The sequence below is a fragment of the Listeria booriae genome (assembly GCF_000766865.1).
In the GTDB taxonomy this organism is placed as follows: domain Bacteria; phylum Bacillota; class Bacilli; order Lactobacillales; family Listeriaceae; genus Listeria_A; species Listeria_A booriae.
Genome location: NZ_JNFA01000030.1, coordinates 1 through 21,242 on the forward strand (window position 1 = coordinate 1; position 21,242 = coordinate 21,242).

Below are 21,242 nucleotides of genomic sequence, written 5' to 3' on the forward strand. Positions count from 1 at the left end.
CGAGGCACATACCATAACTTGCTTTTTGGATCCATGTTCTTTTCTTTGACATACATTTAGCTCCTTTTACGCTTGCTCGAAGGATAACGTGGACGAAGGAGTAGCCAAGTGCCTACTAGCAACAAAGTCAGTCCCCATCCAATAGGATGCGTGGTGCGCTCTCCTAACAAGGGCAGGGTCGGTCCTGGCACAACTGGCACCACCGATGGACTTGTTTCGGAGGATACTTGCGTCGGTAAAGGGAACGTTGGTGTTCTTGTATCCTCTGTCACAGGAGATGGTAGGGAAGGCTTCGGTGGTGTGGTAGGCCCCTCCTCTACTGGATCCATCGCTTCGATGGGCTCGTCTGGGGCATAGACAAAACGCACCGTTTGCGCGGATGGACCGAAGATTCCCGTCGCGTTCGTTGGGAGTTTGGAGACATGGTACCCTGGAATCACTTTGGCTTTCGCGTGATATGCCTCCCCTGCGTGCCCATACAGGATGTCTTCTTCCGCTACGGCTTTCCCTTGGGCATCCACATGTTGTACTGTGACGGGTTGGGCTACCGGCAACGCTTGTTTGGTATAGACAAAGCGTACCGTTTGCGCTACGGCTTGGAAAGTCCCTGTATGATTACTTGGCAGGTTCGTCGGTTGATAGCCTGGAATTATTTTAGCTTCGGCTTGGTAAGGAGTACCAAATGCCCCTGCCAATGTTTCCTCTTGTGTCAGGGCTTGCCCTTGGTCATCGACATACTGCACCGTGACGGGTTGCGCCGTAGGTGGGGCTATCTCTTGTGCATAGATGAAGGTTACCGCTTGCGCTTCTGTACCAAAAGTGCCCGTTTGGTTGGTGGGAATCGTGACAAGACGGTACCCTGAAACAATCTTGGCCTGGGCTTCATACGTATCCCCTAAAGCTCCTGTTAATACTTCTTCCGGTGCTACGACCTTCCCTTCGGTATCTAGATGACGCACTGTGACCGCTTGACTGACAGGGATGGCTTCCTTGGTATAGACAAAGGTCACCGTTTGCGCCTCGGTGCTGAAAGTCCCCACCCGATTTGCTGGTTCTTTGGTAAGTTGATAGCCGTTAATCGTTTTGGATTGGGCTTCGTACGCTTCACCCAGCACTCCCGTTAGACGTTCCTCTGGCGCTAAAACCTCGCCTTTTTCATCCACATAACGGACGGTGACGGGTTGGACGGTTGCTTTCGCAGGTAGTACTCGTTGTTTGAAGACAACGCTCATAAAATTGCCTGATGATGCCCCGTCCTTTGGTCCCTGAAAAGTAACTTGTCCCTTTTCTCCACTTTCTTCCCACCGCATGTATGGCGTCGTATATTTCCCCCCACGTAACTTGCCATCTAGCTTTACCGAGCCATACGTAGAAGCTTCCCCAAAGGGGTCAAACGCCTGCATAAAGACCGGTTCCCCAACATAGGCATCCGGGAGTTGCACTTCACTTCGTAATTCCCATGTATTACTGGAATCTTGGATTAGCGGTAAGTGTTGTAACGGTCGAAAATCACTGACACTCGTAGTCAAATACAACTTCTTTAGGTTCGTCAGCTGCCAAAAAGGAGCCAAGCTTTGAATGTTATTTCGCATATCCAAATTGATGTACTCCAGTTTGGTTAATCCCGCAATCGGACCAGCATCTGTGATTTTATTATCGGTTAAATTCAGATACGTCAGGTTAGTTAAGTTTTTTATCCCCGAAATATCTTGCACCTTATTATTTACGATGGAGAGCCGTTCTAGTTTATCTAAACCGGCTAATCGATCTAGATTTTCTACAACACCGCTCCATCCACCACTATCTCCAATGTAGAGCCGCTTTAAATTATGCAGATATTGGACACCTTCGATATTTCTCATTGGATTCTCGGTAATATCCCAGTCTTCGATGATTTCTGTCACTCGGTTGAGTTCTTCTTGTGTGACCTCCTGATCCAAATCCAAGTCTTCAAAATAGACAAAGGGATAAATTTGTTTCGCCACTGTTACCGCTAATTTTTTATCTGGAAAAAGTGAACGATAGGTACTTCCTGCAGGTATGGTTGTCACTTTCGTTTCCTTGGTATAGACAAAGGTCACTGTTTGCGCTTCGGTACTGAAAGTCCCCACTCGATTCGCTGGTTCTTCTGTGAGCTGATATCCGTCAATCGGTTTAGCTTGAGCTTCATACGCCTCGCCCAGTACTCCCGTTAAACGTTTCTCTGGCGCTAAAACTTCGCCTTGATCATCCACATAACGGACGGTGACGGGTTGGACGGTTGCTTTGGCGGGCAACACTCGTTGCTTAAAGTCCACCCTTATATAACGACTATAATCAGTGGCTCCTACTGGCCGCTGTGTAAAGGTCACACTTCCAACCGTACCCTGTTTTGTCCAAATAACATGATTATTTTGGTATGCGTCCAATCCCTGCCATTTATCATCCAAGTAAACAGAACCATATGCCACTTGTTGCCCAGTAGGATCAAATGCCTGCATAAAGACCGGTTCCCCGACATAGGCATCCGGGAGTTGCACTTCTCCTCGTAATTCCCATGTATTACTTGCATCCTGGATTAACGGTAAGTGTTGTAACGGTCGGAAATCACTAACACTTGCATCCAAATACAACTTCTTAAGATTCGTCAGCTGACGAAAAGGAGCCAAACTCTGAATGTTACTTCCCATATCCAAACTGATAAATTCCAGTTTGGTTAACCCAGCAAGCGGATCAGCATCTGTGATTTTATTATCGGTTAAATTCAGATACGTCAGGTTAGTTAAGTTTTTTAGCCCCGAAATATCTGAAAGTGCTTGGTTTTTTACCGCTAATACTTTCAATTTCGTTAGATTGGAAAGTACATCTAAATTCTCTACTTTCCCTCTAAAATCACCTGCTATACCAACCCATAAGTCCTCTAAATTCCGAAGGTACTGGACCCCTTCGATATTACCGATAGGATCGCCCAGAGCAGGATCGTCTTCGATGGTTGTCACTCGATCTAATTCTGCTTGTGTGACCTCTTTTTTTACATCTATCTTGTCTGGGCGCGTTTGTGGATAGATTTCCATCGCCACTTGCAATGCTAATTTGTAACTTGGAAAAATACTCGCAAAAGTACTTCCTGCTGGTATGGTGGTTACTTTCGTTTCCCTTTCTGATTGCGTTGTTTCTACTGCCTGAACCTCATTTGCAGGCACAGCATAAGGTAAACTGCCATTCATTACTAGCACTCCTGCAAGCCCTAAGCTCATCCACACTTGGCGCTTCTTTCCTTTTTGATTAATTGACATTCGACTTCATTCCCCCTCTATTACGTTTCTTGTTCCTCATAAGTTTATTGAAAAAACTTTTTGACAGCCTCATCGCCGCTCCATTTTTTAATTGTAGCTGTTTTCACATGTAATTGCTGTATACAAAATAAGACATTCCTTCTCGAACCCTGACAAAGAGAACGCTTTCATATATCCCGATGGACACCATCTTAATATTAGCTTTCGATGACGCCAACCATAAGAAAAAAAGCTATCGCCCTACAACTTATTCTCTATCTGTTACGATAGAAAAACAATTGTAGGGTGATAGCTTTTATATAGGCTCAAAACCCAAAGGTTAGCCTATCTATACTTCACAATTACTAAGTTCTAGACTAGATAACTAATGTAATAACGCGGTCGCCTGGTTTTACTTCTGTTTCATCGACAACCATTACGTCTAGATATTGATTGGTATTTGTTACGATAATTGGTGTTGTAATGTCGTAGCCTTCGCTCTTGATTCCTTCAACGTCGAATTCTGTGAGCAGTTGGCCTTGTGTGATTTTATCGCCTTGTTTTACGTGTACTTTGAAGTATTTCCCTTCAAGTTGTACTGTGTCCATGCCGACATGCATTAGGATTTCTGCGCCGGAATCTGTTGTAATGCCTAGTGCGTGGCCTGTTGGGAATACCATTGTGACTGTTCCGCTTGCTGGAGCGAATAGTTTACCTTCTGTTGGTATAATTCCTAAGCCTTTGCCTAGTGCGCCTGATGAGAATGCTTCGTCTTTAACGTTTACAAGTGGGATAAGTTCGCCTTGTAATGGAGATACTAGTACTTCATGTTCGATCAATGTTTCGCCTTCTGTAACGACTGGAGCTGCTGCTGCGCTTGCTTCTACTGGATCTTTAAAGCCAAATACGTATGTCAAAACTAGTCCTAGAATAAAGCTGACTACGATTGCGATGATAATCCACCAGAATGCGCCATCAATTGGGCTACCTGGTTTGATAAAGTTTGGAAGACCGAAGATTCCTAGTCCACCCATAATATAAGCTTGTGCGCCTGCATAACCGATGATACCGCCACCGACTGCACCACCGATACAGCTCATGATAAATGGTTTTTTAAGTGGTAATGTGATCCCGTAAATCGCGGGCTCTGTTACACCGAAGATTCCAGAAATGAATGCTGGGTAACCCAATGTTTTGATTTTTTGATTTTTTGTTTTTAGCATAACTGCTAGAACGGCACCGATTTGAGCAAATGATGCTCCGAATGTCATCGCTAAAATTGGATCTGCGTGAAGTGTTGTCAAGTTGTTGATAGCGACCGGGATAAGGCCCCAGTGAAGTCCGAAGATAACGAATACTTGCCAGAAACCACCAAGTAATAGGCCTGCAATGACTGGGCTAAGATTGTAAACCCATAGTGTTGCGTGTCCGAGTAAGTCACCAGCCCATACTGCGATTGGTCCGATAACGATGAATGTCAATGGAACAACAATTAGTAATGTAAAGAATGGCACTAAGAATGTTTTTACTACGTCTGGAATGATTTTTTTAAGTCCTTTTTCTACTTTTGCGGCAAAGAATGTTGCCAGGATAATTGGAATAACGGATGATGCGTAACTCATTAGAATTACTGGAATGCCTAGGAATGTAATGTGAATTGGTGATTCAAACATTGTTCCTGCAAATAGTGTGTACATCGGTTTGCCTGCTGTTAAACCTGCTAATGCTGGATAAACGAGCGCTCCCCCGATGGCCATCCCGACGAAGATGTTACCGCCGAATTTCTTGATAGCTGTGTAACCTAGGAATATTGGGAAGAAGTAGAATAATGCGTCCCCAATAGCATATAAAATTTGGTATGTTCCAGATGTTTGTGTGACCCATCCGAACGCTAAGAACATCGATGCAAAACCTTTAATCATACCTGTTGCGGCTAATACGCCTAGTACTGGTGTAAATACGCCGGAAATCATGTCAATGAATCGGTTGAAAAGGTTGCCTCCGCTGTCATTTCCTGAATTTTCTGCACCTTCAGCCGAAATACCACCGACTTCTAACACTGCTTTATATACGTCTGGTACGTGGTTACCGATAACTACTTGGTATTGTCCGCCGCTTCGAAGCACGGAGATAACGCCGTCCATTTTTTCAAGTTCTGCTGTTTTTGCAATACTCTCATCTTTCAGTTTAAAACGCAATCTTGTAATACAATGAAATACACTGTTGATATTTTCGGTTCCACCAACTTTGTCCAGAATATCTTTCGCTAGTTGTTCATATTTCATTTGATAAACCTTCCTTCTTACCTTATTTTTGCACAAAGAAAAACCCAAACCGTTTCATGGAAGAATACATGTGTATCCCACGAATCAGCTTAGGTAATGCCCGAAGATTGGTAACAATCCTTTGCGATGTGTTTACTATATCATATCCTGAAAACGATTACAAGAGGTTTTTAAAAATTTTTTTATGGGACTTTGAAAAACACGGTGCTAGCGTTGGTGTAGTTGCCTTTTACTTCGGATATTTGGATTTTGATAAGGCTTCCACGTGTGAGTTTTGTCTTGAAAGTGATGGTTGGGCTTTTGGTTTTGGTGAGTGCTATTTCGGATGTGATTGCTTTTCCGGATAGGTTCGTGACGCGGATGTATTTGGTTTTGGTTTCGTCGGCGTTCCAGATGATAGTGCTTTGTAAGGCGTTGTTTTTGTAGGATGGGGCTTTTAATGTTGTGCCAATGTAATTTCGGGATATTTGATAGGTTTTGCCGTTTAGTGTGTTGTTGTTTAGGAATAGGAGTTTTAGTGTGTCTTTTTTACTGGTGGAGGCTCCTGTGACGAGGGTGCTTATGTTTTTGGTTTGGATTTTGTTGTTTGTTACGGAAAGTAGGTCGGTGGTGTAGTAGCTTGGTTTGCCGTTGACTGTTATTGGGACTTCGTGGACTTCTATGAGGGTGCGGTAGTAATTGTTGATGGTGCCTAGGATTTGAATGGTGTTGCCGGATATTGTAATGCCGTTTGTTGTATATGGATTGCTAATTCCTGCAAAAATGCGGAATGGATAGTCGATATTTCGTGACGTGAAGCGGTTGCCGATGACTGTGATGCCTTTTGGTCGTGTTAAGGTGTTGCTTTTGCGCATATTGGTGCTAAAAAAGGTGAATGTGCTGGGGCTGTCGATATTCACGGTGTTTCCTTGGTAGAGCATGTACTGGGCGCCGCTTGCTCGGAAGGCTGCGTAGCGTGTGTAGTTGGGTACTGTTTTTAGATGCCACTTCTTTGCGATTAGTGGGTTATTGGGGTTGACTTTGCCGGATGCTGCGGATAGGTTGATTTGGTTGTTTGTGATTGTGGTGGTTTGGTTAGCTGGGCCGTAGCTATCGATTGCTGCGTCTTGCATGCTGTCTAGTGTTTGGCCGCTTTTTTTGACGGCATCGTAATGGTAGCTGCCGTAGCGTTGCATCCAGTCTATGACCTTATTGCCGCTGATTAGGGATTTGGTGTTGCCGTAATATTGAACGATGCCAGCTCTGCCGATGTTTTTAACGGTATTGTTGGTGATTTTGATGTTGGATGTGTAGGTCATGCTGATGCCGTTTTGCAAGCCGGAATTGAGGATTTGGGTTTGGTTGATTGTGACGTTGTCGGCTTTTGCTATGTTTACAACGGCTAGACCTACTTGATTGGCGTTTAGAATCATATTAGTGATTTTGATATTTGTTTTTAAGGCTTTTTTGTGGGTTGGGTTGTAGCCTGTGTTGCTTTCGGAAGGCGTGATTTGCCCTATGTTGAGCAGGTTGTCTTTGTAAAAGTTGGTCGGATTGGTTAGGTAGTTGTATTTTGACATGTTGGGGTTGTATTGCAAGGTGAAGTTTTGGAGGGTTATATCTGTTGTGGATTCTTGACTTGTTGCGGTGGTGTCAGTGGTCATCGGGGCATTGTTCATCGTGAGCTTTGTCGCTGCTGGGGACGATGATGCGCCTTGTAAAACAATATGTGATTTTAAAATGATTTTGCCGCTGATGTAAAATGTTCCTGCTGGGAGAGTCACTTGCTTTTTGCCGGATGTGGAGGCTTGATTGATGGCGTTTTGGAGGGCTACGGCGTTTTTTGTGGCGATTTCTGGTGCTGTTCCTTGGCTTAGTGACACGGTTCTCGCTTGTGTATTATTTGGTAATGAAAAAAGAATTAAAAAACTGAGAAAAAATCCTGCAATATACATGATGGTTTTTGACATGGAAACCACCCCTTACTAAATTCCTATTTGATTCACGCGTACAGATTCTATACCGCAAAAAAATACATTCCAAACTAGTTTCCTAGGTTTGAAATGTATTCTTTATCTTACTTACTTTTTGACATCCATTTGTAATTTTCGGAGCCAATTGGGTACATTGTGTAATCTTTTAATGCATCTCGTTGCATGTAAGCGCGACCACCTTGGTAAAGTGGAACAAGTGCGGCGTTATCTTTTAGCAAGATCTGTTCAGCCTTTAGTAATGCTTGCCAGCGTTTTTCTGGGTCATTGGATAGACTTCCTTTGGCACCTAAAACGAGTTTATCGTATTCGGGATTGGAGAAGCCTGTGTGGTTTCCCGGGCTGTCTGTTAGGAATAGATTCAGATAGGTTAGTGGATCGGAATAATCGCCGCTCCAGCCGCCTAGAAGCATTTCGTAGTCTTGAGTTACGTCTGCTGTGAAACTTGCTTTTTGTGTGACTGTTTTAATGTTGATTTGTAAGCCTGGGAGGTTCTTTTGTAGCTGGTCTTGCATGAATTCGGTTTGTTGTTTTTGTAGAGAGGAATCGCCTGCTGTTAGTGCGATCGTTAGGTCTTTTTTGCCGATTTCTTTGAGACCTGCTTCCCAGTATTTCTTCGCTTCGGTTGGGTTGTAGCTTAGTAAGTCGCCGTTTTGTGTGCGGAAGTCTTCGTTGGTTTCTGGGTCGAACATGATTTTAGCTGGGACATTGCCGTTTAGAGCGGATGAGCCATTGGCTAGAAGTTGGTCGACCATTGTTTGTTTGTCAATGGACATTGCTAGGGCGCGTCTGATGTTGAGGTTTGCTAAGTCTGTTTTTTGGCCATCTTTGCCTTGGTTCATTTTCAGGTAGACAGAGCGGCCGGTGAATGTTTTGTGGAATTCTGGTTCGTCTTTGTATTTGTTGACGAATTCGCCGTCTAGTTCGATGTGATCGAGTTTATCGGTTGTATAAAGATTGATTGCTTGGTTGGTGTCTTTTACTACTTGGACGTTGATTTTGTCGGCTTTGACGTTCTTTTTTTCCCAGTATTTGTTGTTTTTGACGTAGTCCCATGTTTTTTTCGTGGCATCCCAGTTTTCTAGTTTGAATGGGCCGTTGGAAATGAGGTTGTCGCTGGATAGTGCGTAGCGATCGCCTTGTTTCTCGATGAATGCTTGGTTTTGCGGGAAGAATGTGCCGGTTGTTAGCAAGTCTTTGAAAATTGGAACTGGGTTTTCTAGGTCGACTTGTAGTGTTTTGTCGTCTAGGGCTTTGACGCCTAGTTGATCTGGGTCCATTTTGCCGTTTAGGATTGGTGTTGCGTTTTTGACGATTTCCTCCATTTGCGGACCGTATGCTGCGGCGGATTTTGGATCAACGACTTTTTTCCACGCGTATTCGAAATCGGCGGCGGTTACTGGTGTGCCGTTCGACCAGTTGGCGTCATCACGAATTTTGAAAATGAGTGTTTTGCCGCCGTTCTTTTCTTCTGGTTCTGCGGCTGCCATCGCGAGTTCTGGCTTGCCGTCTTTATCTAAACGATATAATCCTTCGTAAATTTGATTAATTGCTCGAAAACTTACGCTATTGTCTGCGGTTGTTGGGTTAACTCCTGGTATTTCTCCTGTTTCCATCAAGTGAATCGTGCTGGTTTCTGCTTTCTTTGTTTCGTTGACTGCGTCTTTTGACTGACAAGCGGCAAGTAATAATAGTCCTAAAAGCATTAGAACTGCTAGCATTTTTTTGCGCAAAATCATGTCCCCCTTTAGTTTTGGCCTTGAAAAAAAGCCGAAGATCCGTCTGTTTTTCAAGACTTCTCTTTGGCTTTATTAAACCATAAACTGTATCTATTGTAAATATGAACTGTACTATTTTTTGTTTAAGTAGACGCCTGATCCGATGATTACGATCGTCATCGATAATAGCGCTGCAAGCATGAAAATAGATGGGTCGTTGAACATGAAGATGCCTAGTAATAGGAATGTGAAACCTACGACTGACAAGGTTATAACAGTTATCTTTTTCAAAATATTACGTGATCTCGCGTCTATTTTTTTGAAGCCGATGATGGTGAGCCAAAGGAAGACTTTTTTTGAGTTTGAGAGGTATAGTGCTGTTAGAACTAGGAGTGCGCCGACAAGTAACAGGCTGTAGCGGCCGGTCGGGATTTCGTAGCCTAGACTAAAGGCAATAATGGTTACTTGAATAATGGCTAACAGGATTAGTAATGCATAGAACATGTACTCAAACTCCAAGCGATTATCGGGTTTTACCTTCTCTTTCCCATAATATTCTGTGCCGGTAAACATGACCATCAGGAAAGGAATTAAAATCAAGCCAAGCCACTTTTGGACGAACATATCTGGTGAAAAATCCGTTCCAAAATGTACCGCTACTTCGCTTGGTAAGAGCGGGTACGTTGCTAAGGTTAAAACAACTGTCGAAAAAATAACCATGCTTGGAAACATTCCAATTCTTTTCATTCGTCTCGCCTCTTTCCTAAATTAAATTTGGCGATACGTAGCTAAGTCAGCTCGGTCCTTGGCTATCCTGACATTTTTTAAAGTTCCAAGATGCGCTGCTGTGTCGTGATAACCGCGCTCTGTCAAAGCACGCGTCGCAGGCAAATAGACAACAACCGCGAAACCGGCTCGTGAAAGCTGCTCCACCGTTGTCTTTACACAAAAATCAAATGCTAAACCACCAACAATAACAAGGTCCACATCTTTTTCTCGCAAAAATTCAATGACTCCCGTCGATAAATTCTCGCGAATATCGTGATAACATGCGCCATATGGGTGTAGGTCGGGTTCCATGCCTTTCCAAATGAACAAATCGTATTCGGAAGGGTGCGGCATGCCGTCTAGTAATTCAAATCCGGTCGTGCCTGGGACGCAATGTTTTACCCAAGTGAGGTCTGCGTCGGGAAATGTGAGTGGTGCCAACATCTCGTCAGGGCTTGCAACCGTCCAGACGGCTTGTTCGGGATGGGCATCTTTACTACCGATGCGAATCGTTCCGAAACTCGCCATATACTGCAGTTCAGGGACGATGAGATGTCCTTCTGGTACTGGTAATTCGTCTGGGCAAAGTGGTGTGAAACCTTTTTGTACGTCGACATCAAAAGTTGCGATTTTCATGATTCATTACTCCTTTTTGCGGTATGTCATTTGTGTGAATTGGCCGTATTGGGTAACTTCTTCGAGGTATAATTGTTCGCGTGTACCTTTTTCGAAAAGTGGGATACCGTCACCGAGAATGATTGGGGCTACAGTGATAATGAAGCGGTCAATGAAGCTTTCTTCTAGGAACTTCTTGACTAACTGCGCGCCACCGACAAGCCAGATGCTTTTGCCTTCTGTTGTTTCTAGCCAGTTTTCAACAGAACCATTAACGAACGCGGCGTATTCGTCTTTTGTACCCGCTTTTTCGTTGGAAAAAACATAGACGTGCTTCTTACTATATGGGAAAGTGTCGGTGAGTGTGAACAGTTGCTTATAAGTTGTGTGGCCCATCACGACCGTATCAATTTCGTCTAAAAAGGTCGTGTAGCCGTTGTCGCCTTCTCCTTCTATTTCTTCCAGCCATCCGACGCTACCTATTTGGTCAGCGATATATCCGTCTAAACTCATTGCGATAAATAAATCGATTCGTTTTTCTGTCATGTCATTCAAATCCCTTCACTACTAGTTTTCCGATGGATTTGCCGGATTCGATGATGCGGTGTGCTTCTTTGATTGTCGCGGCGTTCATCGGCTGGAGCGTTTGGTTCCATGTCGATTTTAAAAAACCATTTTCGAAAAGATGGGCGGCTTTTGTTAGGATGTCGTGTTGTCTTACTTTGTCCGGTGTATCGTATTTGGAGCGGGTAAACATGAATTCGTAGCTTACCGTCACGCTTTTGTCTTTGATAAGGCTCATTGTTACTGGTTTTTCAAGTTCTACGATAGAGCAAATATGACCTTCTGGCGCGATAATTTCCTGCATCGTGTCCCAATAGGCGTCTGTGTTATGTAGGCATAAAATATAGTCCACATTCGCAAAACCTAATGCTTTTAGTTGGGGCAAAAGGGCTTCGCGGTGGTTGATAATATGCGTCGCGCCTTGCTCTTTGCACCAGTTCACCGTCTCGTCTCGCGATGCCGTCGTGATGACTTCGAGTCCCGCCCAAACAGCGATTTGCGTCGCGATTGATCCGACCCCACCAGCACCGTTGATAATCAAAATGGACTTGCCTGCGTCCGCATCAGGAATTAGTCGGATTCGGTCAAACAAGGCTTCCCATGCAGTAATAAGCGTGAGTGGCATGGCGGCGGCTTCTTCGATAGATAAGTTCTTCGGTTTTGGACCAGCTAAGCGTTCATCGACTAATTGGAATTCGGTGTAACTGCCTTGGCGCGTCACATCTCCTGCGTAATAAACTGCATCGCCGACTTGGAATAGTTCGACCTCTTCTCCGATTTCCGTAATAATTCCGACTGCGTCCCAACCTAATATTCTTGGCGTTGTTTCGACTTTGTCTTTTGGCGCGCGTTGTTTTGTATCGACTGGGTTGACAGAAATGGCTTGTACTTGAACAAGAATGTCGTGACCGCTTGGTTTTGGCGTTTCGAGCGTGACATCAAGGAAACTTTCTTCTGCTTCGATTGGCAAATATTTGTATAATCCTACTGCTTTCATTTTGCAACACCTCGTTGTTTATTATTCCCCGTCTTTTGAGAAATAATGCGTAAAATGCATATTTTTTTACATAACAAAAAAAGAACATGAGGGATTATCAAAACTTTCATGTTCTTTTTAAGTTTTATTTTTTCATGTTCGCAATGGCTTTGAGTGGGTTGGCGTGTTTGAAAAGGTATGAGCCTGCGACTAGGATGTCTACGCCTGCTTGTTTGGCGATTTCGGCGGTTTGTTCGTTGATTCCGCCGTCGACTTCGAGGAGGTAGTTATAGCTGTGTTGGTCGCGCCATTTTGCTAGTTTTTTAATGTTTTCGAGTGTTTCTGGGATGAATGATTGGCCTCCGAAACCTGGATTGACGGTCATTTGTAGGATGAGGTCGGCTTCTTGGAGCACCGCGGTCAGGCTTTCTGCTGGGGTGCCTGGATTTAGGACGACGCCTGCTTTGGCGCCTGTTTTCTTGATGGCTTGAAGTGTGGCATGGATGTGTGGGCAAGCCTCGATGTGGACGGAAATGATGGCGGCTCCAGCTTTTGCGAAGGCTTCGATGTATTTCTCTGGGTTGGCGAGCATGAGGTGGACATCGAGCGGGATTGGGCTTTTGGCGGCGATTTGGGCGACCATGTCGATTCCGAATGTGAGATTGGGGACGAAATGCCCGTCCATGACGTCAAAATGTAGATAGTCAGCGCCTGCTGCTGCCATTTTTTCGACTTCTGCGCCTAGGTTTAAGTAATCTGCGGCTAGTAGTGATGGTGCGACGGCGGTCATGATTGGACTCCTTCTTTGGCAAGTAATGTGGCGACTTTTGCGGCGATGGTTGTTGCTGTGAGCCCATATGCTTTGAAAAGTTCTGCTGCTGGAGCGGAGTCGCCGAAGTGGTCGATGCCGATGTTTAAACCTGCTGGTCCAGTGATTTCTTGCCAGCCAAATGTGGCGCCTGCTTCGATGGAAATGCGGGCTTTGGTATGGCTTGGCAGGACGCTTTCTTGGTATTCTGGTCGGCTTTTCGTGAAGCGATCCCAACTTGGAAGGCTGACAACGGATGTGTCGATGTTATACTCGGCGCGCAATTGTTGCTGGGTTTCAAGGGCTAGGGAAACTTCGGAACCTGTGGCGATTAGGACGGCTTCTGGTGTTGGTTGCTCGGCTGGTGAGACGGTGTATCCGCCTTGTTTGATGCCTTCGTCGATGCTGGATTGCTCATTCGCAAGGACTGGGAGGTCTTGGCGAGATAGAACTAGCGCGATGGGACCGTTTTGGTTTTCTGCTGCGAGCCTCCATGCTGCGCGGGTTTCTTTGGCATCGGCTGGACGGATGACGGAAAGTCCTGGCATTGCGCGCAATGATGCTAAGTGCTCGATTGGTTCGTGTGTGGGACCGTCTTCGCCAACTGCGATGCTGTCGTGTGTGAATACGTACGTGACGGGGAGCTTCATGAGCGCCGCCATGCGGATTGCTGGTCTTACGTAGTCGGAAAATACGAAAAAGGTTGCGCCGAATGGGTTTAGTCCGCCGTGCAAAGCCATGCCGTTCATCATGGCACCCATCGCGAATTCGCGGACGCCAAACCAGATGTTGCGCCCTGCTGGATTTTTAGCTGTGTAAGCGGGACTGCTAGTGATGAATGTTTTGTTGGAACCGCCAAGATCCGCGGAGCCGCCGAATAGTTCGGGAAGTGTTGTTGCTAAGGCGTTTATCATGTCGCCAGATGCGGTACGGGTAGCAATTTTTGCGGTTTCTTTGTTTTCGTATGTTGGAAATTCGGACTGCCAGTTGGCTGGAAGTTGTCCTGCGACGACGCGCTTGAATTCAGCGGCTAGGTCAGGATGAGCTTTCGTGTAGTTGGCGAGTAGGTTTTCCCATTGGGATTCTTTTTGCGCGCCTGTTTCTGGATAGTTTTTCAAGTACGTTTTGACTTCTTCTGGGACTGTGAATGGTTCGTGATTCCAGTCGTAAGCTTGTTTTGCAGCGGTAGCTTCGGTTGTTCCTAGTGGTGCTCCGTGACTTGCGGAACTGCCGGCTTTCGTGGGGGCGCCGTAACCGATGATTGTTTTGACTTCGATGAGCGTTGGTTTCGGACTGGATTTTGCTTCGGTCATTGCGGCTTGGATGGCCGTTAAATCGTTGCCGTCTTCTACGCGCAAAACTTGCCAGTTGTAGGCTTCAAAGCGTTTCTGGACATTTTCGCTGAAAGAAGCGCTGAGTTCGCCATCAAGTGAGATGTCGTTGGAATCATATAGCACGATTAGTTTGTTTAATTGAAGATGACCGGCTAGTGATGCGGCTTCTGAAGCCACACCTTCCATTAAGTCGCCATCGCCACAAATCGCATAGGTGAAATGGTCAACGATGCCGTAATCGGGTTGGTTATATTTCGCCGCCAGATGAGATTCGGCAAGTGCCATCCCTGCTGCCATCGCAATTCCTTGACCAAGCGGGCCACTTGTTGCGTCAACGCCTGCCGTGAAGCCATGTTCGGGGTGTCCCGGTGTGCGGCTTTCATATTGACGGAATTGTTTTAAATCGTTTATCCCTAGGTCGTAGCCAAATAAATGTGTCAGGCTATATAATAATGCCGATCCGTGTCCTGCCGCTAAAACAAAACGATCGCGGTTAAACCAGTTCGGATTATTCGGGTTAAAATTCAGATGTTTCGCCCAAAGCATGTAAGCCATTGGTGCAGCTCCCATTGGCATTCCAGGGTGTCCTGAGTTGGCCTTTTCTATCATATCGATGGATAATGTTCGGATTGTGTCTATGGTTTGTTGATCTAGTGTTTTTTTCAATGGTTTCACTCCTAATTGTGATTTTTCGCACATGTTTATTTAGCGTTTTACTTGAGACCAGATTTGAACAATGCGCTCGGAATAGGTTTTATTGTCATTGCGGTGGAATAACGCGGATGTTCCTAGTACAAATACGTCTGGTAAGCAATCGCTCATTTTGCCAATTGTTGTCGCATTTATATTGCCATCGACCTCGATAAGTGGCGCGTGGGCGGTGTTTTTCAGTAGCGTTTTTAGTTCATGTAATTTCTCCAAAACGGCTTCTTGAAAATTCTGACCTGCAAAACCGGGATTTACTGTCATCATCAACACCATTTCCACATCATTTAAGTACGGTAAAATGGCTTTTAGCGGCGTTTCTGGATTTAAAGCAATGGCTGGTTTGATGTGATAGCTACGGATTTTTTGAATCACTGCGGGGACATCTTCGCAAACTTCAACGTGAAAGGAGATATATTCTGGCTTTATTGGCGCAAAAAGGTCAATGTACTTGATAGGATTTATGGCTGCCAAGTGGATGTCTAATGGGATGTTTGTCGCGTTTTTTACTGTAGTTAGCCATTCCGGTCCGATTGCAAGGTTGTTCACATAAACACCGTCCATCACGTCGCAATGCAACATGTCCACGCCTGCTGCTTCTAGTTTCGCTAATTCATCGGCTACGTTTAATTGGTCTGCGCACATAATCGATGCTGCAATAAGTGTTGCCATATCAGCTTTTTCCCCCTTTCGCATCTTGATTGAATACACGAATGCTGTCGGCGGCTAATTTGTTTTGCATAATCGCTTGCACGAGATCACTTGGAATCGTGACATCCGTTGCCCCAGCTAAAAGTGTGTCTGTTACTTGCGCTGTGTTTTTGAAACTCGCTCCGAGGATTTTAGTTGGTGCTTCAAGCTGTTTGAAAAGTTTCGCCGTGCTTGCTACAACTTGTTTGGCATCCAATCCTTGATTCGCCATTCGGTTCACATAAGGCGCCACCCATTCGCAACCCGCCAAAGCCGCTAAGTAACTCTGTTCCACAGAAAAAATAGCTGTCGCTAAAATTTCAATGTCCGGCCGTTCTTGTTTCAGCTGTGTTATGACGCGGAATCCAATTTCATCGGCTGGGATTTTCAAAGCAATGCGCGTGTCTAACGAGAGAATCGTTTGCGCATCATCATATAGCACATCTTGCGTCTCGCCTGTCGCCTGAACAAAAAGACGTTGCTCATCGTGAAGGATCGATAATATTTCCCGGGAAATATCGGCGCGTGACTTCCCTTTTTCTTTTGCTAAAAGCGTCGGATTAGTTGTGACACCTGTTAACCAGTGAAAAGCTTGCATGGCTTCTATTTCTTTGACATTTGCTGTGTCTAAAAACATTGTCTCCACCTCACATTTCGTTTTTTTGTTCGAGTTCTGTAATCATTTGCAATCTGCGTTCGTGTCGTTCCCCGCCAAAAGTTGCGCCTAGCCATGTGTCGACAATTCGTAAAGCTAAGCCTTCGCCAACTACACGTTCCCCAAGGCATAAAATATTGCTGTTGTTATGTTCGCGTGTCGCTTGGGCGCTGAAACAATCAGAGACGACTGCCGCGCGGATTCCTGCTACTTTGTTGGCTGCAATAGACATGCCGATTCCAGTTCCACAGCATAAAATGCCTAAGTCTGCTTCGCCGCTAATTACTTGATGCGCCACTTCTTCTGCGTAGGATGGAAAATCAACACTATCATCACTATATGTGCCAATATCCGCTACTTGTATATGTTGTTTCGTTAAATGTGCCACGATAGCGTCTTTTAACCTGCGGCCGCCATGGTCACATCCAATCGTTAATTTCATGTTTTTCACCCTCATTCTAGATTTTTAACCCCTTTATCGCGTATAATGAGTAGCAACGAATCGAAAATGATACGCCAATATCACTTTTGATTCGCTGATTAGAGAGGATAGCGATACGCTTGAACAGGCCTGCCAGCTTTGTTTTGTGTATTTGTTGTCCTTTTTTGTTGTTTTTAACATGTCGCCATCCTCCTTGTTTTATGATTTTACTAATACTTTAATTTCGTTTCCTGCCATGACAGCTTCAAAACCTTCGCGCCACGCGTCTAACTCGTAGACTTTGGTAATCATTCGGTCGGTATCGATTTTGCCATTGGCTAGCAAATCTAGCGCGATGTGCCACGAACTTGGTTTTTGCGAACGGCTACCGATATATGTGATTTCCCGCTGAATAATCGATTCTTCGTCAATTGGATTACATTTCTCAGCGAAAAGCCCGACTTGGCCGAATGTTCCTTTTTTGGCGGTGAGTGGTAGGCCTTGATTTACTGCGGGCACAGCGCCTGAGCAGTCAAACACTTTATCTGCGCCATATCCGTCCGTCATTGAAAACACGACTTCTTCTAGATTTTCTTGCATCGTATCCACTGTTCGGTCCATTCCGAGTTCAGCAGCAAGTTCCAAACGGTCGCTATCCTTCGTAATCCCCGCCATAATCACCTTCGCGCCTTGCGCCTTCACGACTTGCGCTAACAATAATCCAATCGGTCCTGGTCCGAAAATCAGCACCACATCCGTCGGCTCAATCGTCGTTTTCTCAAGCGCCGCATGCACACAACAGGCCAGTGGCTCCGTAAGCGCCGCAGCTTGATAAGAAATCGAATCCGCCAACTTATGACAGCTCTCTTCCCGCGACAACACATACTCCGCAAAACTACCATCCGCCTGCGTCCCAATTCCGCGCCGATGCGAACATAAATTATATTCCTTATCTAAGCAAAACTTGCATTTCCCGCATGTTTCGAATGTCGTTTCACTCGTCACACGATCACCAATTTTCAAGTCCTTCACGTCTGGTCCAACTGCTACCACCTCACCTGAAAACTCATGCCCCAGCGTCACTGGTGTTGTAGGATTGCCATATTCACCTTTAAACGTATGAATATCCGATCCGCAAATTCCTGTATAGGCCACCTTGATTTTGACACGATCACCATAAACCGCTGGCTCGACAACGTTTTCCAATGCCATTTTGTCAAATCCAGGTTCTTTTTTTACTACTGCTTTCACGCTTTTCTCACTCCTCTTGTGGTAAAATCATTACTTTGTTATAGTCTTCCTCGCGCCCTAGAATCATCGCGAACGCATCGCCAACTTCCTCGACTTTATAGCGATGGGAAATCAATGGCTTCAGCTGAATTCGACCTTGATTCACAAAAGCAATTGAAGTCGTCCACTCTTCACCTGGAAACGGCGCTGAATAAGAATTCCAAAAGCCCTTCAACGTCAACTCACGTCGGAAAATGTTCTCGAAAGCCTCTTCTGGAAGCAGTACATCCGCGTAAGCTATACCTAAATAACCGATTTTGCCTTTCTTCTTCGTCACGCGCAAACATTGCTCTTGCGTCACTTTAGAACCTGCACATTCTAGCGCAATATCAGCACCACGCCCGCCAGTGTATTCCTGTACTTTTTCCGCAAGATTGTCTTCGCGGGGATTAATCGTGTAACGGCAACCAAATTTGCGCGCCTCGGCTAACTTCCCGTCACTAATATCGACTGCGATAATGTCCTTCACACCTGCCAGTTGCAAGCATTGCACCACAAGAATCCCAATCGTTCCTATTCCAAAAACAACGACCGTATCGCCAAGTTCAGGCTTAATTCCAAGGACACCATGCATCGCCACAGCAAGCGGTTCCAACATCGCGCCTTCCTCAAAATCCATGTCGCCAATATCGATCACATTCGTCGCCTTCATCACAACATTCTCCGCAAAAGCCCCATGAAAATGCGAACCAACCATCCGATAATCCTCACATAAAGAAAACTCGCCAACCTTACAATACTCACACTTCCCACAAGGTACGAGCGGAATCCCAGCGACGCGACTTCCGACTTCGACATGCGCCACATCCGCGCCTTTTTCCACAATCACACCTGAAAATTCATGCCCCATCACGGCTGGCAATGGGTATTTCCACCGCGTCTGCATTTTGTGAATGTCCGAACCGCAAATCCCGGCCGCCATTACCTTAATCCGTACTTCATCCGCGCCACACACCGCTTGTTCCACCTGTTCCGCACGAATTTCATTATTTTCATATAAAACTGCTGCTCGCATCACGTTAACTTCCTTTCAAAAAACTTAATTTCCAAAAAGTGCTTGATAAGCTTCAGAGAATTTCAAAATCGCCCAGTTCAAGAAGTTCCCGCCTAAATCAAGACTCGATACTTGTGTCGCACCATCTGGCATCTTAAAGTCTGCCCCGTTCATCATCGCCGTATGCACATCCGCGAAATTCGTCGCCATCAGAAGCGAGAACGCGATAACAATCGTACCGGTAATCAAAGATTGAATAATATTCCCTTTCCGCGAAGCAACAATAAACGCAATGTAAAACGGAATCGTCGCCAAATCACCAAACGGCAAAACACGATTTCCTGGCAAAATGACAGCTAAAAACAACGTAATCGGTACAAGCAAAAGCGCCGTAGACATAACCGCTGGATGCCCAACAGAAAGTGCAGCATCAAGCCCAATATACAACTCACGACCTTTGAAACGAGATTTCATAAACTCGCGCGCAGCTTCCGAAACTGGAATCAAGCCTTCCATCAAGATTTTTACCATCCGTGGCATCAAGAGCATAACGGCCGCCATCGACATACCAATTTTCAAAATTTCGCCGACATCATAACCAGCAAGCAAACCAATCGCAACCCCTAGAATCAAGCCCATCATCATTGGTTCCCCGAAAATACCGAACCGTTTTTGAATCGACTCAGGGTCCGCATGTAATTTTCGTAGTCCTGGAATTTTTCCAACGACCCAACCGATCGGAATCCCTATCGCCCCGAATGCCGCCGTAGAACCAGTTGGCATCGAAATACCTTTTAGACCGTAAAAACGTTCCACCATCGGAGCCGTTTTATCCGCAATAATAAGTACCGCAACTTCATACAAAATCGCACAAAGAATCGCGAACCACCAGTTACCGCCAGTGACAACATAGCCTGTCGCCCCAGCTGCAATAAAGTGCCAATAGTTCCAAATATCAATATCCAACGTTTTTGTGATTTTAAAGAAAATTAATATTAAATTGACTATCAAACAAACCGGAATTAAAATCGCAGCGACCGGAGAAGCCCACGAAGCCGCAGCCGCAGAAGGCCACCCCGTATCAATAATCGTCAAGTTCAGCCCAAACCGTTCCACCATCTGTTGCGCGGCCGGACCAAGATTCGTTACTAATAAATTAATGACCAAATTAATACCTACAAATCCAATACCAATCGTAATCCCCGAGCGAAATGCCTTTTTAAAACCTGTTCCGAAAATCATCCCGATAATAATAATCGCAATCGGCAAAATAACCGTCGGCCCCAGATTCAACACATACTGTACACCATCTAACAGCTTATCCATACCCTTTTCTCCTCCTTAAAATGGCAGAACATCCGCTCTAGCACACGAAATTCCGTCCAGCGCTAGAGCCCTCGTTCCTCTCTCTTTACTTCAAATGCTTCAAAATTTCCTCATCCAATTCTTCCATACCAATCCCCGAAATATACGCTGTTGCAATCAATGTCGGCACACTATACGTCGTTGGCAAAATCGTTGTAGACACGATTAAGTCCGCTCCTTCTTGCAATGACGCTGCCTCGGCAATCTTAATTTGGCGAACATCTGCATCGATGCCATTGTCCTTCAACAAGTTCTCCACACGATTCATAACTACCGTCGACGTTGCAATTCCTGCTCCACATGCTACCAATACTTTTTTACTCATAATTTTTCCTCACCCTTCAAATGTAATACGACTTGCGATAACGTTTCGATGACTTCATCCTCGTTTTTCGCCGCAAGAAGTGCCTTGACGTGTTCCTCATTTTGAATTGCACCCATTAATTGTTGCAAAACTGCCAGCTGACTGTGCGGTTCATTTAGCCCCAGCACAAAAATTAAATTCGCCGCTGTTTCTTGGCTTGCGTCCGCCATTTGCTTGAAGCGAATCCCCGCCTCACTTGTCAAAACCGCAATAAATTGTTCCGTGACACATTCCGGGTCCGTATGCGGCAACGCCACGCCGTAATGCTCCAGCTGTAGCCCCGTCGGAAACACCGCTTCCCGCTCCGTCAACTTCTCTAAAAATTGATTACTTATCCTATTTTGCGATGCCGCACGTTCCGACACCATTTCAAAAAGCGCATCCTGATCTTGGCAAGGCGTCTGCACCCAGATCATGTCTTTTGTAATGAATTGTGTTAAATCCATTCCCCATTCCTCCCGTTTCG

General features: G+C 45.3%; 19 protein-coding genes. All 19 read right to left on the reverse strand.

Annotation, left to right across the window (positions count from 1 at the left end):
• Positions 1-56 precede the first annotated feature (56 nt).
• The 19 genes from EP57_RS16585 to EP57_RS14785 all read right to left on the reverse strand — a co-directional run bounded on the left by EP57_RS16585 (position 57) and on the right by EP57_RS14785 (position 21,222).
• Positions 57-3,275: a MucBP domain-containing protein gene (locus EP57_RS16585; RefSeq protein WP_052167709.1), complete on the reverse strand. Its 3,219-nt coding sequence runs from the start codon at positions 3,273-3,275 to the stop codon at positions 57-59.
• Between the two features lie 356 nt (positions 3,276-3,631).
• Complete coding sequence (locus EP57_RS14705) at positions 3,632-5,539, reverse strand: beta-glucoside-specific PTS transporter subunit IIABC (protein ID WP_036087932.1); 1,908 nt, start codon at positions 5,537-5,539, stop codon at positions 3,632-3,634.
• Positions 5,540-5,721: 182 nt separating this feature from the next.
• Positions 5,722-7,488, reverse strand: coding sequence for a glycosyl hydrolase family 28-related protein (locus tag EP57_RS14710; protein ID WP_036087933.1), 1,767 nt, complete (start codon positions 7,486-7,488; stop codon positions 5,722-5,724).
• A 107-nt stretch (positions 7,489-7,595) separates the two neighbouring features.
• Positions 7,596-9,230: a peptide ABC transporter substrate-binding protein gene (locus EP57_RS14715; RefSeq protein WP_077916882.1), complete on the reverse strand. Its 1,635-nt coding sequence runs from the start codon at positions 9,228-9,230 to the stop codon at positions 7,596-7,598.
• Between the two features lie 129 nt (positions 9,231-9,359).
• Entirely contained in the window at positions 9,360-9,974 is a 615-nt protein-coding gene (locus EP57_RS14720) for a DUF1648 domain-containing protein (protein ID WP_036087936.1), read from the reverse strand.
• Positions 9,975-9,995: 21 nt separating this feature from the next.
• On the reverse strand, positions 9,996-10,631 hold the full coding sequence (locus EP57_RS14725; protein WP_036087937.1) for an isochorismatase family protein: 636 nt from the start codon (positions 10,629-10,631) through the stop codon (positions 9,996-9,998).
• Positions 10,632-10,637: 6 nt separating this feature from the next.
• The gene (locus EP57_RS14730; RefSeq protein ID WP_036087938.1) at positions 10,638-11,156 is read right to left on the reverse strand and encodes a dihydrofolate reductase family protein; all 519 of its coding nucleotides are present in this window, start codon (positions 11,154-11,156) and stop codon (positions 10,638-10,640) included.
• A 1-nt stretch (position 11,157) separates the two neighbouring features.
• Positions 11,158-12,171 carry a zinc-binding alcohol dehydrogenase family protein gene (locus EP57_RS14735; protein ID WP_036087941.1) on the reverse strand — a complete coding sequence of 338 codons (1,014 nt, stop codon included), beginning with the start codon at positions 12,169-12,171 and terminating at the stop codon, positions 11,158-11,160.
• 124 nt (positions 12,172-12,295) lie between these two features.
• Positions 12,296-12,940: a ribulose-phosphate 3-epimerase gene (rpe, locus tag EP57_RS14740; RefSeq protein WP_036087945.1), complete on the reverse strand. Its 645-nt coding sequence runs from the start codon at positions 12,938-12,940 to the stop codon at positions 12,296-12,298.
• Positions 12,937-14,958, reverse strand: a complete 2,022-nt coding sequence (tkt, locus tag EP57_RS14745) for a transketolase (protein WP_036087946.1) — start codon at positions 14,956-14,958, stop codon at positions 12,937-12,939. The genes rpe and tkt overlap by 4 nt, the downstream gene beginning before the upstream one ends.
• A 39-nt stretch (positions 14,959-14,997) precedes the next feature.
• Entirely contained in the window at positions 14,998-15,669 is a 672-nt protein-coding gene (locus EP57_RS14750) for a ribulose-phosphate 3-epimerase (RefSeq protein ID WP_036087948.1), read from the reverse strand.
• Between the two features lies 1 nt (position 15,670).
• Positions 15,671-16,324, reverse strand: a complete 654-nt coding sequence (locus EP57_RS14755; protein ID WP_036087951.1) for a transaldolase family protein — start codon at positions 16,322-16,324, stop codon at positions 15,671-15,673.
• Positions 16,325-16,334: 10 nt separating this feature from the next.
• On the reverse strand, positions 16,335-16,784 hold the full coding sequence (rpiB, locus tag EP57_RS14760; RefSeq protein ID WP_036087952.1) for a ribose 5-phosphate isomerase B: 450 nt from the start codon (positions 16,782-16,784) through the stop codon (positions 16,335-16,337).
• A gap of 33 nt (positions 16,785-16,817) precedes the next feature.
• Positions 16,818-16,964 (reverse strand): hypothetical protein, encoded by a 147-nt coding sequence (locus EP57_RS17025; protein ID WP_159106440.1) that lies wholly within the window; start codon positions 16,962-16,964, stop codon positions 16,818-16,820.
• Between the two features lie 18 nt (positions 16,965-16,982).
• Entirely contained in the window at positions 16,983-18,014 is a 1,032-nt protein-coding gene (locus EP57_RS14765; protein WP_036087954.1) for a zinc-binding dehydrogenase, read from the reverse strand.
• A gap of 7 nt (positions 18,015-18,021) precedes the next feature.
• Positions 18,022-19,068: a galactitol-1-phosphate 5-dehydrogenase gene (locus tag EP57_RS14770; RefSeq protein WP_036087957.1), complete on the reverse strand. Its 1,047-nt coding sequence runs from the start codon at positions 19,066-19,068 to the stop codon at positions 18,022-18,024.
• 24 nt (positions 19,069-19,092) lie between these two features.
• Positions 19,093-20,373, reverse strand: coding sequence for a PTS galactitol transporter subunit IIC (locus tag EP57_RS14775; protein ID WP_036087958.1), 1,281 nt, complete (start codon positions 20,371-20,373; stop codon positions 19,093-19,095).
• A gap of 85 nt (positions 20,374-20,458) precedes the next feature.
• Positions 20,459-20,737, reverse strand: a complete 279-nt coding sequence (locus tag EP57_RS14780; protein ID WP_036087959.1) for a PTS sugar transporter subunit IIB — start codon at positions 20,735-20,737, stop codon at positions 20,459-20,461.
• On the reverse strand, positions 20,734-21,222 hold the full coding sequence (locus EP57_RS14785) for a PTS sugar transporter subunit IIA (protein WP_036087961.1): 489 nt from the start codon (positions 21,220-21,222) through the stop codon (positions 20,734-20,736). Before EP57_RS14785 ends, EP57_RS14780 begins: the two co-directional genes overlap by 4 nt.
• Positions 21,223-21,242 lie beyond the last annotated feature (20 nt).

Excerpts from the sequence above, each read along its gene's own strand:
- rpe (WP_036087945.1), bottom strand. The coding sequence starts at position 12,940 with ATGACCGCCGTCGCACCATCACTACTAGCCGCAGATTACTTAAACCTA.
- EP57_RS14710 (WP_036087933.1), bottom strand. The coding sequence starts at position 7,488 with ATGTCAAAAACCATCATGTATATTGCAGGATTTTTTCTCAGTTTTTTA.
- EP57_RS14720 (WP_036087936.1), bottom strand. The coding sequence starts at position 9,974 with ATGAAAAGAATTGGAATGTTTCCAAGCATGGTTATTTTTTCGACAGTT.
- EP57_RS14730 (WP_036087938.1), bottom strand. The coding sequence starts at position 11,156 with ATGACAGAAAAACGAATCGATTTATTTATCGCAATGAGTTTAGACGGA.
- EP57_RS14705 (WP_036087932.1), bottom strand. The coding sequence starts at position 5,539 with ATGAAATATGAACAACTAGCGAAAGATATTCTGGACAAAGTTGGTGGA.
- EP57_RS14755 (WP_036087951.1), bottom strand. The coding sequence starts at position 16,324 with ATGTTTTTAGACACAGCAAATGTCAAAGAAATAGAAGCCATGCAAGCT.
- EP57_RS14785 (WP_036087961.1), bottom strand. The coding sequence starts at position 21,222 with ATGGATTTAACACAATTCATTACAAAAGACATGATCTGGGTGCAGACG.
- EP57_RS14780 (WP_036087959.1), bottom strand. The coding sequence starts at position 20,737 with ATGAGTAAAAAAGTATTGGTAGCATGTGGAGCAGGAATTGCAACGTCG.
- EP57_RS14715 (WP_077916882.1), bottom strand. The coding sequence starts at position 9,230 with ATGCTAGCAGTTCTAATGCTTTTAGGACTATTATTACTTGCCGCTTGT.
- rpiB (WP_036087952.1), bottom strand. The coding sequence starts at position 16,784 with ATGAAATTAACGATTGGATGTGACCATGGCGGCCGCAGGTTAAAAGAC.
- EP57_RS17025 (WP_159106440.1), bottom strand. The coding sequence starts at position 16,964 with ATGTTAAAAACAACAAAAAAGGACAACAAATACACAAAACAAAGCTGG.
- EP57_RS16585 (WP_052167709.1), bottom strand. The coding sequence starts at position 3,275 with ATGTCAATTAATCAAAAAGGAAAGAAGCGCCAAGTGTGGATGAGCTTA.
- EP57_RS14750 (WP_036087948.1), bottom strand. The coding sequence starts at position 15,669 with ATGGCAACACTTATTGCAGCATCGATTATGTGCGCAGACCAATTAAAC.
- EP57_RS14725 (WP_036087937.1), bottom strand. The coding sequence starts at position 10,631 with ATGAAAATCGCAACTTTTGATGTCGACGTACAAAAAGGTTTCACACCA.
- EP57_RS14735 (WP_036087941.1), bottom strand. The coding sequence starts at position 12,171 with ATGAAAGCAGTAGGATTATACAAATATTTGCCAATCGAAGCAGAAGAA.
- EP57_RS14775 (WP_036087958.1), bottom strand. The coding sequence starts at position 20,373 with ATGGATAAGCTGTTAGATGGTGTACAGTATGTGTTGAATCTGGGGCCG.
- EP57_RS14770 (WP_036087957.1), bottom strand. The coding sequence starts at position 19,068 with ATGCGAGCAGCAGTTTTATATGAAAATAATGAAATTCGTGCGGAACAG.